General features: G+C 42.6%; 10 protein-coding genes. 3 read left to right on the top strand and 7 right to left on the bottom strand.

The features are described 5' to 3' along the window. Position 1 precedes the first annotated feature (1 nt). The gene (gene porQ, locus E1163_RS19640) at positions 2 to 1,021 is read right to left on the bottom strand and encodes a type IX secretion system protein PorQ (protein WP_155174164.1); all 1,020 of its coding nucleotides are present in this window, start codon (positions 1,019 to 1,021) and stop codon (positions 2 to 4) included. 14 nt (positions 1,022 to 1,035) lie between these two features. Further along, on the bottom strand, positions 1,036 to 3,504 hold the full coding sequence (gene lon / locus E1163_RS19635; RefSeq protein ID WP_155174163.1) for an endopeptidase La: 2,469 nt from the start codon (positions 3,502 to 3,504) through the stop codon (positions 1,036 to 1,038). A gap of 205 nt (positions 3,505 to 3,709) precedes the next feature. On the opposite strand from lon, the gene E1163_RS19630 reads away from it, so the two are divergent. Next, positions 3,710 to 5,692, top strand: a complete 1,983-nt coding sequence (locus E1163_RS19630) for an OmpA family protein (RefSeq protein WP_155174162.1) — start codon at positions 3,710 to 3,712, stop codon at positions 5,690 to 5,692. Between the two features lie 285 nt (positions 5,693 to 5,977). On the opposite strand, the gene rseP is transcribed toward E1163_RS19630, so the two are convergent. From rseP to E1163_RS19610, 4 genes are read right to left on the bottom strand one after another with little or no spacing between them, the layout of a single operon-like run. Continuing rightward, complete coding sequence (gene rseP / locus E1163_RS19625) at positions 5,978 to 7,324, bottom strand: RIP metalloprotease RseP (protein WP_155174161.1); 1,347 nt, start codon at positions 7,322 to 7,324, stop codon at positions 5,978 to 5,980. Then, positions 7,324 to 8,487 carry a 1-deoxy-D-xylulose-5-phosphate reductoisomerase gene (locus tag E1163_RS19620; protein WP_155174160.1) on the bottom strand — a complete coding sequence of 388 codons (1,164 nt, stop codon included), beginning with the start codon at positions 8,485 to 8,487 and terminating at the stop codon, positions 7,324 to 7,326. Before E1163_RS19620 ends, rseP begins: the two co-directional genes overlap by 1 nt. Before the next feature lie 3 nt (positions 8,488 to 8,490). Then, positions 8,491 to 9,252: a hypothetical protein gene (locus E1163_RS19615; RefSeq protein ID WP_155174159.1), complete on the bottom strand. Its 762-nt coding sequence runs from the start codon at positions 9,250 to 9,252 to the stop codon at positions 8,491 to 8,493. 5 nt (positions 9,253 to 9,257) lie between these two features. Further along, positions 9,258 to 10,754 (bottom strand): GH3 auxin-responsive promoter family protein, encoded by a 1,497-nt coding sequence (locus E1163_RS19610; RefSeq protein ID WP_155174158.1) that lies wholly within the window; start codon positions 10,752 to 10,754, stop codon positions 9,258 to 9,260. 176 nt (positions 10,755 to 10,930) lie between these two features. Here E1163_RS19610 and E1163_RS19605 point away from each other — a divergent pair, with 176 nt between their 5' ends. Together E1163_RS19605 and E1163_RS19600 are read left to right on the top strand one after the other, a co-directional pair. After that, on the top strand, positions 10,931 to 12,397 hold the full coding sequence (locus E1163_RS19605) for a S1C family serine protease (protein ID WP_343033891.1): 1,467 nt from the start codon (positions 10,931 to 10,933) through the stop codon (positions 12,395 to 12,397). A gap of 97 nt (positions 12,398 to 12,494) precedes the next feature. Then, a complete protein-coding gene (locus E1163_RS19600; protein WP_155174157.1) occupies positions 12,495 to 12,893 on the top strand; it encodes an acyl-CoA thioesterase in 399 nt (132 codons plus the stop codon). A 42-nt stretch (positions 12,894 to 12,935) separates the two neighbouring features. Here E1163_RS19600 and E1163_RS19595 read toward each other — a convergent pair whose 3' ends face one another. After that, a complete protein-coding gene (locus tag E1163_RS19595) occupies positions 12,936 to 14,369 on the bottom strand; it encodes a right-handed parallel beta-helix repeat-containing protein (protein WP_155174156.1) in 1,434 nt (477 codons plus the stop codon). Positions 14,370 to 14,664 lie beyond the last annotated feature (295 nt).

Genomic DNA, 14,664 nt, shown 5'->3' with positions numbered 1-14,664 from the left:
TTTACAATTTTCCTTTTCTAAAAAATAAATTCGTATTGGCAGTGAGTGTAAAGTTGTTTGATCCGCCAGCCGCATGATACCCTCCCCTGCTGTAGGCAAACTCAAAAGCTTTGACCCTAAACATCAGTCCAAATGAAAAACCGGCACCACCTGAAGTGCTTTCTAACTTTAACTCCTGTCTAATCAAATGGTTATACCCCATCCTTAAATTTACATTTTTTGTGAGTAGCAGTTCTGCTCCTACCACAATATGTCTGAAGATTTTATCGAAAGTGCCTGGCTCATCTTCTGCCTGCATTTGTGCAGCATCATAGTAGCTGATATCGCCCTGATATAAGTTGTACCCGGTAAATGAAAACCTGAAAGGCATGTGGCTCGGCTTAAAACTGGCTCCCAACTGAACATCAAAGGGTAGCTTTGCAGCATCTGAATCTGTATACTCAGAGGCAACAAAACCTATGTTCTTAAAAACCAAACCTGCAGTAAGCTGCCGGGAAGGATGCATAAAAACACCGCCAATATCCATTGCTACAGCACTTGAAGTATAACCTGTTATGGAGGAGCTGATAAACTTCAATGTCGCTCCTGCCGTAAAATTTCCTGCTTTATGGCTCCTACCCAAATAAATAACCGTCTCACCCGCATCAAGCTCCCCAAGGTCAGCTCCCGTATCGTCAAAGCTTTCTATAGTACCATAATCAAAGTGATTGGCACCAACAAACCACGCTCCGTATTTGCCAAAGTCGTGTTGGTATATAAAAGAGAAACTGTGGATATCAGCAAAGTAAGAAAGATAGTTAAACGAGAGGTAGCCAGACAGGGTATCAGAAGTCAGCGCCGGGTTATTATAGGCCATATTGATGTCCACATCCGCAAGCGATACATTCACACCTCCAAGGCCACTGACCCTTGCTGAGTAAGGGATGTTCAAAAATTCATATGACCGTTGTCCGCCCACCTGTGCATTAGCAATGCTGCAGGTAACCAAAAGGCAAACAACGGCTATGATTTTTTTCAGCATCAAATATTCAGGCTCTATTTATCACTATTGACCGTTGTCTCCGTAAAAGTAAATTTCATGGGATTTTTCACCTTATCTTTTAAAAGGGCCACTTTAAGTACTTCATCAACAGTATCAACGTAGTTGATTTTCAAATCTTTTATATACCTTTCATCTATTTCGCTAATATCGCGCTTATTTCTTTCTGAAAGTATAATTTCATTGATCCCAGCCCTTTTTGCTGCAAGAATTTTCTCTTTAATACCACCTACCGGCAACACTTTGCCCCTCAGGGTGATCTCTCCGGTCATCGCCAGCTTTTCTTTCACCTTGCGCTGCGTATAGATCGATGCGAGGGAAGTGAACATGGTGATACCGGCCGAAGGACCATCCTTAGGCACAGCTCCTGCAGGCACATGCACATGCAGATCATATTGATCAAAGGCACGGTGGTCAATGTTCAGCCTGTCGGCGTTGGCGCGCAGGTATGAAATAGCTGCCATGGCAGATTCTTTCATCACATCGCCCAATTGCCCGGATAGTGTCAGCTTACCTCTACCTTTGCTCAGGCTGGACTCGATAAACAGGATCTCCCCGCCCACCTGCGTCCAGGCAAGTCCGGTAACCACACCTGCAATTTCATTGCCCTGGTACAGTTCTTTATCGAATACCTCACCACCTAAGATATTTACAACCTCCTCTGCGGTAATGGTCTTGTTAAACTCCTCCTCCATGGCTATGGATTTGGCTACATGGCGAATGACTGACCCAAGTTTCCTTTCCAGGTTCCTAACTCCTGACTCCCGGGTGTACCCATCGATTACTTTTTCAATGGCTTTTTTATGAAAAGTAACATCATTTGTCTTTAATCCATGCTCCTTTTTCTGCTTAGGGATCAGGTGTTTTTTGGCTATTTCCACTTTTTCCTCCTGGGTATATCCTGATATTTCAATGATCTCCATCCTGTCCCTTAATGCGGGATGGATGGTTTCCAGGGAGTTGGCCGTAGCAATGAATAACACTTTGGACAGATCGTACTCTAACTCAAGGTAGTTATCTGCAAAGGTGCTGTTTTGCTCAGGGTCCAGCACCTCCAGGAGTGCCGATGCAGGATCTCCACGGAAGTCGGAACTTACTTTATCGATCTCATCAAGTATAAATACCGGATTGGAAGACTTGGCCTTTTTGATGTTCTGGATCAGCTTACCCGGCAATGCACCTACGTAAGTTTTTCTATGCCCTCTGATCTCTGCCTCATCATGCACACCTCCCAGTGACATTCTGACATACTTCCTTTTCAATGCTTTGGCAATAGAACGCCCGAGTGAGGTTTTACCTACTCCGGGAGGGCCATAAAGGCATAAAATCGGCCCTTTCATATCCTGCTTCAGCTTGAGCACCGCCAAATACTCGATGATCCGCTCTTTGACCTTTTCCATACCAAAATGGTCTTTATCAAGTATCTTTCTTGCTCGCTTAAGGTCGAAGTTATCTTTGGTATATTCATTCCAGGGCAGCTCAAGGAGTAGCTCCACATAGTTCATAGCTACGGGATACTCGGCTGCTGCGGGATTCATCCGCAGGATTTTATCAAGTTCTTTATTGAAGTGCTTAGCGACTTCCTCCGGCCAGTTTTTCTTTTCCCCTTTAAGCCTCAATTCCTCTACTTCCTGGTCTGGCCCGTCGAAACCCAGCTCGTCCTGCATCACCTTGATTTGCTGCCTGAGGTAGTAATCGCGCTGCTGCTGGTCGATATCGGTGTGTACCTTCTTCTGGATGTCATGCTTCAACTCAAGCAACTGAATCTCTTTGAGCATAAATTCGAGCAGAAGTGTTGCCCGCTTTATACCGTCATTGATCTCCAGAAGCCTTTGCTTATCTGCGACCTCGGCATTAAGGTTAGATGAAAGGAAATGGGTAAGGAACCCGAGGTCCTGGATGTTATCAAGGGCCATCTGCGCCTCCTGTGGTATTTCGGGGTTCAGTTTCAGTATCTTTGAAGCTGAGTCTTTTAACGACTGGATAATCGCTTTGATCTCTTTTTTATTGCCTTTAGGAAAGTCGCTCTTCAGCAGTTTTACCTTCGCTGTAATGTATGGTTCTTCCTTGATAATCGAATCAATTTCGAACCTGCTTTTACCCTGAATTATAATGGTGGTGTTTCCATCCGGCAGTACCAGCATCTTAATGATACGGGCTATGGTACCTACATTATAGATATCATCCTTACCAGGATCCTCTGTTTGCACATTCTTCTGGGCTATTACTCCAATGTACCTGTCGCCCTGGTAAGCTTTTTTCACAAGTTTGATAGACTTCTGCCTACCTACTGTAATGGGTATTACAACTCCCGGAAACAAAACGGTGTTCCTGATGGGCAAAATAGGAACATCTTCCGGTATATCTTCAGGTGGATTCTCCCCTTCCTCCTCAGGGTTGATCAATTGAATAAGACCTTCTGAATCTTCCTGCACTAAATCAGACAAAAATAATTTATGAAACATATTTACGTTCTTATAGTCACAAAACATGTCAAACTGACACATTTACGTTTAAAATCCTTAACTTTTAGGTTGGTAGTATTAAGGGTCAATAGGTGTGCCAAACTCTCTGGCTTAGTTTTTTGAAAAAAATAGTTTTTTATAACATCTTTAATATCTGGCATACTGCACAGAAATATGCATACTTGCAAAGAAAAACAGGAGGGCGTTGAAAACAACAATTAAATTGATTTTTTGCTTTTTCTTTATCATTATATTGAATAATGAAGCAATAAGTCAGGAAAAAAGAAAGACCCGAAAGTCTGGTGGCGTCCTGGCTTTAAATGATTCTATTACCACTTTTAGTAGTTCCGACCTGTTTAATTTCCCCAATATTAATAAAATACCTTACTACTATAATGAGAGTAAGCTAAAGCAGATAAAAAAACTTGAGGAAGAAAAGGGCTGGATAGCTTTGTACCCTATGCTGAGGTCGTATGTAAAGAACTTCGGCATCATGAATTTTTATCGCGACACCTATTGGCTATGGCGGCTGGCCAAGCTCACCGAAATATATGGCAACTATGATGAAGCCAAGCTCCTTTACAAACTGGTACTTAAACATCACCGGTCCGATATCGATATTCGCAAGATTGAGCTTCATTATGACTCGCTAACCATCAACGATAAGGATTATTATGTTCCTCTTGAATATTACTATGAGTTGGTGGACTACAGAAAAGAGGTAGATACGCTACGCCCTCCAAGAAGTGTACTCCTTAACATGGGTGAGATGGTTAACTCTCAACTGTCTGACTACGCTCCTACTTTGAGCTCTAATGACGCAACACTGATCTTCACGTCTAAAAGAAACTCGCACCACCGCGGCATTGACCCGGTTTATGATGAGGACCTTTTCTTTACGGAGTATTCGTATGGAGGATGGAACAAGGCCAAAGAGTTTAAAGCTCTGAATACCCAATATAATGAAGGCTCTGCAACCCTCAGTAAAGATGGGCGTACATTGTTCTTTGCCCGCTGCAATTCTCCTGACTCGTATGGTGACTGCGACCTTTTTACCGCTACCCTTCAACAGGACAGCAGTTGGGGGCAGGTGAAAAACATGGGGGTCAATGTGAACAGTATTACCTGGGACTCCCACCCTTCACTATCGCATAATGAAGATACTTTATATTTTGCTTCGGATAGAATAGGCGGTTTTGGACTTGCAGACATATACTACACTACCCGTACGCAGGATGGCGGATGGTCTAAGGCCGTTAATATGGGTCCCATCATCAATACCAGAAATTCGGAAGTAAGTCCGTTTTACCACTATGCCCGGAACCTCCTATATTTTAGTTCTAACGGACAGAGCCTGAACTTTGGTGAGTTTGATATTTACAAATCGTATTATGTAGGAGGCAACTGGATAGAACCCAAGAATATTGGTCCGCTGGTCAATGGGCCGGGCAGCGAGTTTTATTTCACGATCGACTCGCAGGCAGAGGACTTGTATTATGCCCGATCGGTCGAAAATAATATGGCCAACCTGGATCTTTACTCATTCCCGGTGCCTATGGAAGCTCAGCCCGGAGCTACCACTAAAGTGGAAGGATCATTGACTGATGAAGAAACCGGCAAGCCTTTTAAAGGTATTGTTTCCATCATTGACCTGGATAACGGCATCGAGGTAGCCCCAAAATTCCTCCGCCCGGATGGATCATTTGAATTTGACCTGATCAACAATAACAATTATCTGCTTATCATACAAGGTGAGGAGTTTTTCAGGATTGAGGAGCTGTTTTACCTGGATGGAGAAATGCAGTTGCATAAAAAGACTTCTTCCATCTCTAGTAAAATGAAATTTGCGTCCCTTGAGTTTGAAGAGGGTAAGGCTGCATTGACTACACCTATGTATGGTGACCTTGATAAAATGGCCGACTTCCTGCTGGACAATCCTAATTTCAACCTGCGCATCTCCGGCCATACCGACTCCGATGGCAGAGAAGACTTTAACCTGAAACTCTCCCAGGACAGAGCAGATATCATTAAGGAGTACCTTGTATTCTTTGGAGGCGTTGAAGACTCAAGGATCACCGCTAAAGGATATGGAAGCTCCAAGCCTATCGTAAAAGAGGTAACAGAGGAAGACAAAAAGCTTAACCGAAGAGTGGAGTTTGAAATCTATCGCGATAAGATAGATGAATAAAAACTCAAGAAAAGCACCTTTGAAGTTAATACCTGCTTTACCAAGCCTTCAAGGATTAGCAAAGCTGACCCCTCCAAACCTGAAGGCTTCATTTTAACCGCAGAGAACAGTGCTGCGAATAGTCATCCAACGAGGCTCTCACTAAATTATCCGAGTCTTTCAAGGGTTGACTTTCTACTCAAAGCAAACTCACCGGAGGACAGAAACCTGCTAGTATTAAAAATCTTAATAAAAAAATGGGGACCTCTATTCGAAATCCCCAATATTATATTTTACAAAAATTGCCTAGTTCATCCCAAACAGATTCTTGACGAACTCAATTTTGAATATATCATTGAAAATGATGAACACCATCAGTAGCAGTAAGAATGCCATTCCTACTTTCTGAGCGTTTTCGAGGAATTTGTCCGATGGTTTTCTTCCGGAGATAATCTCATAGCTCAGGAACATTACGTGACCACCATCCAGCGCCGGTATTGGCAATAAGTTCATGAATGCCAGCACCATAGAGAGCAGACCTGTCATTCTCCAGAAGCGCTCCCATTGCCAGTCGCCGCCATAGGCCTGTGCTATTCCGATAGGGCCTGCCAAAGATTTAGTTACAGAAAGCTCTCCGCTAAACATCTTACCAAAGGCTTTGATCTGGAGGAAAACTATGCCAAAGGCTCGTTCCGTACCTATGCCGATTGATTCTCCCAAGCCATATTCTACTTTAGCAAACATATCTTCAGGAGAGGTAAAGCCTATACCAATGATAGTATCGTTTCTGAAATCATGCTTATAGCTCAGCAGCTCTCCGTTTCTTTCGATAGTCAGTGAAATCGTATCTTCTTTGTAGCCCTTCACCACTTCAGACATTTTATGAGGGTTATCAATCTTTACCCCTGAGATCTCAACGATCCTGTCATATTCCTGCAAGCCTATCTCATCGGCTATCGAACCTTTCTGAACTTCCCCTACAAGAGCAGGGACGTCAGGAACGATAAACTTAGCCGCGGCTTCCTTATTATTCATCTTCTCAATAAAATTCCCGGGAATTTGAATATCTACCAATTCTCCATTGCGCTCTACGGTGTAGTAAGAACCGCTTCCCATGAAAACATTCGGGTTGAAAACGTCTGAAAAATCTTCAAATTCCTTCCCATTGATTTTTACAATTTTATCTCCGGTCTGGAATCCAAGCTCCTCTCCTACCTCTAGCGCTACTATACCACCATGCTCGTTAACAGCATCATTGGAAATGAAGGTATCTCCGTAAATGTAGGTAAGGCAAATAAATATGATAATACCGGTGATAACATTCACAATAATTCCTCCCAACATTACGATCAGCCTCTGCCAGGCTGGTTTTGATCGGAATTCATATGGTTTTGGCGGTTCTTTCATGGCCTCTGTGTCCATGGACTCATCTATCATTCCTGATATTTTGACAAAACCACCCAGCGGTATGGCACTCAGGGCATATTCTGTTTCCCCATATTTAAAACTGAAAATTTTAGGAGGAAACCCAATTGAGAATTGCTCCACCCTCATTCCAAACGCCTTTGCAGCGAGCAGGTGTCCCATCTCATGAAGCCCCACTAAAATTGATAAGCTCAGAATTATCTGAGCGGTCATTACTAATCCTTCCATTAATCTATAAGTTCTAAAGCTTTGATTCTTGTTTCTTTATCAGTGTTTACGTAATCCTCGTAAGTAGGAGCATTTATAAAAGCAATTTTTTCCATACAATGTTCCACTATGTCGGACATTTCAAGAAAACCAACCTTTTCTTTTAAAAATTCCGCTACCACTATTTCATTGGCAGCATTGAGCACGCAAGGCATGTTACCGCCTTTGCTTAAAGCTTCAAATGCTAGTGCAAGATTACGAAAAGTTTTCTTATCAGGTTGTTCAAATGTGAGGGCCGGGTAATTTGCGAAGTTAAAACGCGGGAAATCGGACTTCAATCGCTGTGGGTACGCCATAGCATATTGTATGGGCAACTTCATATCCGGCAAGCCCATTTGAGCCTTGATAGAGCCATCTTCAAACTGTACCATAGAGTGAATAATGGACTGCGGATGCACCACCACATCAACCTGCTCCGGTTTAAGTCCGAAAAGCCATTTGGCTTCGATCACCTCCAGGCCTTTATTCATCAGGGTCGCAGAGTCAATGGTGATTTTAGCACCCATATCCCAATTGGGGTGTTTCAAGGCCTGAGCCTTGGTCACTTTCTCCAGTTGTGCCCTGGACATGCCCCGGAAAGGACCACCTGATGCAGTAAGGATAATTTTTTCGATGGGGTTATGAAACTCACCTACAATGCATTGGAAGATCGCGGAATGCTCGGAATCCACCGGATAAATATTAACGCCTTTTTCCCTGGCCATGCTGGTGATCAGCTCCCCTGCCACCACTAACGTTTCTTTGTTGGCCAGTGCAATATTTTTACCGGCTTCAATAGCCCTGATCGTCGGCTTTAAGCCACTATAGCCTACCAAAGCCGTCAGTACAAGGTCAACGGTATCCATTTCCACTACCGAGGCCAACGCATTCTCCCCTGCATAGACCTTGATATCGTGCTTATCCAGGGCTTCAAATACCTTGTTGTAGTGACCGTCATTGCCTATCACCACTACATTAGGCTTGTACTTTAAGGCCTGTTCAATCAAAAGGTCACAATTGTTTTGGGCTGTTAGCACTTCAACCTGAAAGTGGTCCGGGTTAGCATCTACAACTTCCAACGCCTGCGTTCCTATTGAACCTGTTGAGCCAAGTATGGCTATATTCTTTTTAATAATTTCCGTCAACGTTTATTTATTCAGTTGATTTTTATAATCAATAATGGACTTCCAGCCTTCGACTTTGTCCATATCTATTTTATTTGCTTTAATGAATTTTTTGAGGTCATAATAGGCTTCAGGGAACAGCATACCCAAATCTTCTTTAAGAATATTTTTGTACTTCACCTTTTCCTTTTCGGTTTTGCTCTTGCTGTACTTTGCACTTTCATTGTAGTTATCCGATCCCAATGCCATTCCCCTATCAAATATAAATGACCAAAAATCTTTGACACGTCCTTTTAGTACAGGAAAAATCTCACCTCGAGTGGCCAGGTAGATCGTCCGATAAACATCTTCTTGCTTTGGGTTATGCGTGTAGCCCAATACAGGATCATTAACAAAATCATCTTCCTTATACTCAAAAATGTGTCTGGCTAACAATACATCCTTTCCATTTTGGTAAACAACCTCAAAAAAGGCCGGTTTGTACCTACCGTCTTCATTAAAATCGTAGGGCAAAGAGTAGAATAATGCTTTTTGATCACCTTCTTTAAGCTCAAAATATAATACCTTATTGGGGTTAAATATTTCCCCCGGCTCATCTTCTGATTGCCTTACCTTCAACACATCGGAGACAAAATTAAAATTTATCTCACCCTGGATTGCCTGCCCGTCTTCAAGCTTTATGACTCCATTTCTCCAAATACTTTCTTCTGTATTGAAATTTTTGTACTGCCCGAAAGCGCAGGAACATGATAGAAAAAATATAAGGATTGAGGATAAACGTGCCATTGATCTTAAGCTTTGTATTTCATCAACTCATCGGCAATTTTCCTGTCATTGGACAGTCTGGGCACCTTGTTTTGCCCACCGAGCTTACCTTGCGATTTCATATACTCTATAAAGGAATTTCTTTTCAACTGAATGATCTTCAGGCTTCTTAGTATGTGGCCTGTTTGAAGGTCATCGTAGTATGTGTTCAATTTTTGAAGTTGCAAATTTAGTTCTTTTTCGAAGGCTGGCAAATCCGACGGTGAATTAGAAAATTCGACATACCACTCATGCAAGGGCAAGCCTTCATCCGGCGTTACCTGCGGGGCCACGGTGAACTCCACAATTTCGGTTTCAGGAAACTTTGCAATAGTATGTTTCATGGCTTTTTCAACCTCCTCACCTATCACGTGCTCCCCAAAAGCCGAAATAAAATGCTTGATCCGGCCTGTTACCAACAATCTGTGCGGGTTGGTAGACACAAATTTTACCGTGTCACCTATGGAGTATCCCCAAAGGCCGGCGTTGCTGTTGATGATCACGGCATAATTTACTCCTGTTTTTACTTCCTCTATCGACAGGCGGGTAGGGTTTTCATTGAAATATTCATCGGCTGGGATGAATTCGAAGAAGATGCCTGAGTTTGAAAGCAGTAGCAGCCCTTCTTCTTTTTGCGAATCCTGATAGGCTATAAAACCTTCGGAGGCCGGGTATGTTTCAACTGAGTCTACCTTGCGACCAATGGAATCAAAAAGCTTGGCCCGGTAAGGTTCAAAGTTGACCCCTCCGTAAACGAAAAGATCGAAATTCGGGAACACGTCCTTTATTTTCTTACCTGTCCTTGCCTGAATCCGGTCGAAGTACATCTGAACCCAGGGTGGAATACCCGAGATCAGTGTCATATCCTGATTTATAGTTTCATCAATGATCTTTTCCAGCTTTTGTTCCCAGTCTTCAATACAATTGGTTTCATAGCTGGGTAGTTGGTTTGTTCTTAGGTAACCTGGCACGTGGTGATTCACTATCCCTGAAAGCCTGCCTGTATTGATACCTGCTTTTTGGCCTAACTCCGGACTACCGGAAAGAAAGATGAGTTTACCATCCAGGAACCTGGACTTACCAGTTTCGTGCACATAGCTAAGCAGTGCATTTCTGGCGCTGTTAATATGATTGGGAAGGGATTCTTTTGTAATCGGAATGTATTTAACACCTGACGTGGTGCCGGAGGTCTTTGAAAAATATTCGGGTTTGCCGGGCCAGAGCACATCCGCTTTGCCGTCGAGTATCTGCTTTACATAGGGGGACAGCTCCTCATAGTCACGGATAGGTACCCGCTTTTTATAATCATCATGGTTCTTTATTTCCCCGAAGGCATGATCCTTACCGAATACGGTGCCAGTGGCTTTGCCGACTATTTCGTTGAAAATTTTTGCCTGATATTTTCCCGGTTCTGCCGACCATTTCTTTTGCTGACCGACGATATATGAAGCGAATGGCTTACTTAATATTGACCTGAATCCCATACTCACAAATATACATAACTCACCCTATTGAACTAACTTCTTTTTTAGTCGTATTCCTATCATAATTATTTGTCATTTTAATAGTTATTATAATTGACAAAAACTTACAACCCCTGAAAATTTGTCTCGTTTTATAAGGGCAGCATAGTTTTTGTAAAGGATATAAAAAAATATATATGATGCGTAAAACTATTTATGTAATAGCAGTAAGTTTTATAGCCGGACTGGGCGGATCTTTTACTTATGATCAGCTTAAAACCGGACAAAACCAGGATCTAACATCTCCATCTCATGCCGTACACCTGGCCAGCAATAATAGCGACAGCAATGCGACAAGGTACGGCGGCATCTCCACCAGGACTGATCTTCCGGAAAGTGATTTCGTAGAAGCTTCCAGAACCAGTACCGAGAGTGTGGTCTATATCAAAAATATTTCCGAAACCAGCTATAGCCGCAGCTACCTCGACTGGTTTTTTGACAGAAATCCGGGCACTCATACCCAGATCAGCAGTGGTTCCGGAGTTATCTTTACAGCAGACGGTTACATTGTCACCAATAACCATGTAGTGCAAAATGCTGACCGGCTGGAAGTAGTCTACCATAAGCGTATATATGATGCAGAGCTTATAGGCACCGACCCTTCCACTGACCTGGCGGTATTGAAGATTGATGCCCAAAACTTACCGGCTATACCAACAGGAAGCTCCAAAAACCTGAACGTGGGTGAATGGGTGATCGCAGTAGGCAATCCCTTTAACCTTACTTCGACGGTTACCGCTGGTATTGTGAGTGCCAAAGGCCGGGAGATCAATATACTGCAAGGAAAATTCCCTATAGAATCATTTATACAAACCGATGCCGCCATTAACCCCGGTAACAGTGGTGGTGCGCTGGTTAACCGTGCAGGACAATTGGTGGGCATAAATACTGCCATACTTTCACGAACAGGTTCTTATGCAGGTTATGGCTTTGCGGTACCTATTGATATTGTTAAGAAAATTGTTGGCGACCTGATTGAATACGGCGAAGTGCAAAAGGCATTTTTTGGTGGTGAAGTTACTGATTTTGACGCAGCTATTGCCAAAAGGCTGGATATTGCGGTAAACAGGGAATTCAATGGTGTGCTTTTGGCTTATGTTCAAAACGACGGTGCGGCCGCAAAAGCAGGCCTTAAAGAAGGGGATATAATACTAAAGATCAATGACACTCCGGTAAACAGCAAGAGTCAGTTTGAAGAGGAGCTTAGCTATCATTCTCCGGGAGACAAGGTAACTTTTACCTATAAAAGGGATGACAATACGAAACAATCTAACCTGACTTTGACTAACCGCGAAGGAACTACATCAGTACTCAAACGTGAGGTATACACTTCAGAATCACTTGGCGCCCAGTTTGAGGCCGTACCAAAAGTAGAAAGGGATATCATCGGAATTGATTATGGTGTGAAGGTATTCAATATTGGCAGTGGCCTGGTAAGGCGAATAGGCATAACAGAAGATTTTATAATTACTGATATTAACAGGAACCCTATTAAATCTCCGCAGAGGCTTGTCGAGATATTAGAAAAGATAAGGGGAAGGGTAATTATAGAAGGCGTGAACAGCCAGGGCCGAAGGGGATACTACTCTTTTGAGCTTAGATAAGACAAACCGTGTATTAATAAATAAAAGGCTGTATTGATGCTTCTCTCAATACAGCCTTTTATATTCAAATATTTACAAATATTTAGCTACTATCCTTATGACCTCATTTGTACCGGAAGTTTTTAAAATTGAAATTGTTGTAGAAGAAGCGCACATAGATGACCTGAAACATGTGAACAATGTCACTTATATGGAGTGGGTTCAGCATCTGGCCAATCAGCACTGGCTGGCTCGTGCCACCCCGGAACTGATGCAGTACAAATGGGTAGTGCTCAACCATTTCATTGAATATAGGCGACCGGCATTTCTTGGGGATACGATAGAGGCTATAACTTTTATCGGGAAAACAGAGGGTGTCAGGTGTGAGCGTTTTGCTGAGTTTTATAAAAATGGCCAGCTTTTGGCAAAGGCCCGCTCAGAGTGGTGCATGGTAGAAGGTGAGTCTTTAAAGCCGGTAAGGGTTCCGGCGGATATGTACAAGCAATTTTCTGAGTAAGCCCATGAAGTGGAAAATACCTCATGAGCTTTTAGTTATTGATTAGTTTCTTTGATACTCCACTGCACCTATATCAATGCTCTGACCAACTTTCCGATTGTTGAGCATATAGTCAGCTAAAATGTTAGGGTCGTCGACTGCAATTCCTGCATCTATTAACGAGCTATTGTCTGTAGGCGCAAAATCATACTGATCAGGATTTGAAAGATCAGCCTCAGTTATATTGGTTAGCTCTACATTGTTATCCACATTCAGGCTGATATCATCGCTCAGTTTATTATGAAGCCCTCCGGTGATATTGACCAGCAGGTTATTATTGAAAATATTATTTATACTTAGCTTCGAGTTCATGTAAATGGCGTGTTCTCCTATGTTGTACATGGTGTTGTTGACCACTACATAGCTCTTACCCGTAGGAGGTTCCCTGTCTCCAATGTGCACGCCACTTCTGGCGCAATCAACGATTACATTGCTAAATATTTTGTTGGCAAAACCATTAACGAAAATTGCACTTCCCGTACCTCCTTTGATCAGGTTGCTAAATATGCTACCTGTTGTTCCCGGATTGATCTGGATGCCTGATTGATGTACCTGGATGTTTTTGAGACCATAATTGATGACGACATTATTATAAATTTCACACCCCTGAACAGCTCCACCAACCTGAATGCCATCTTGACCAACATTTTCAACTATATTGTTGTAGACCTTTACACCTTCAAGCTGGGGTTCCAGCAAAATAAGGCTGGGGCAGTCCGCTATAGGAGGGAAATTGGTATGCCAGTGTGAACCTCCTATGTAAAAGCCCTCCCCTTCTACATCATGAATATAGTTGTGGTGAACTACTGTGTTTTTCTGAGTGAATGTGCCTCTATTGGTACTTCCATCGCATACGGGCCTGGTACGCGCAGAAATGGCAGGCCCGGCAACATTGGTAATCTCTACGTGGTCTATCTCAAAATTGGTAGCAGCCAGCTCAGCCACAATACCAAAAGGGCTGCCCTGAGAGACTTTTATGCCATAGTCATCGGTTGACCCGGTACCTGTTAAGCGCACATGGCTAAGCGTGTGCAGTTTTATAGCAGGCACATTATCCGCCACATTTACCTGCCCATCACAATTGGTGATGATGTAGGGCTTATCGGCAGTGCCATAAAAATTTCTAAAGATCAGGGATTTTCTATTTCCTGCACGTATGCCTATAACCGAACCCTGAGGTAGTTTCAGGTCGTTATTGTCAATTACCTGCATATCCAGTTCCACAATATAATCGCAATCGGCACATGCCTTTGGTGAATACTGGCACGAATTGTTGTCAAAGGAAAAGCCTGCAGATTTGTTGGAAGCCAAAACATCAGTACAATTGGCCAAAACACCATCTTTCGGGAGCAATTCGTAACGCGTTACATCAACATTTTCATCCGAACACGCTGAGAAAATGATAAGTAAAGTAAGTAGTGGGAGAAAATTTTTCATTTAGATTTTGTTGGTTTCACCTGTATCTCAATAATTATTCGTTCTACGTATTACCCTTGATAACTCAGGGACCAAAGAGCTCTCTCTGCATTTTGAAATCGATAGCCTCGAAACTCCATGGAGATAAACTAACGAAGCTGCAAAGGAATATTTTATGAATCCTTAGTTAAGGTTGAAAACAGTTATACAATTTATAACAAATTTCGTAATTTATAATATTTTTTAAGTACTGTTTGCCGACATTTCAATCACTTTTAATAAAAATGCTGCTACTATCAGCGATTTGATAGTAGCA

Source organism: Fulvivirga kasyanovii (assembly GCF_009711405.1).
Taxonomy (GTDB): Bacteria; Bacteroidota; Bacteroidia; order Cytophagales; family Cyclobacteriaceae; genus Fulvivirga; species Fulvivirga kasyanovii.
Note: the sequence above shows the minus strand (reverse complement) of the source record. Positions and strands in the feature narration are given on the sequence as shown.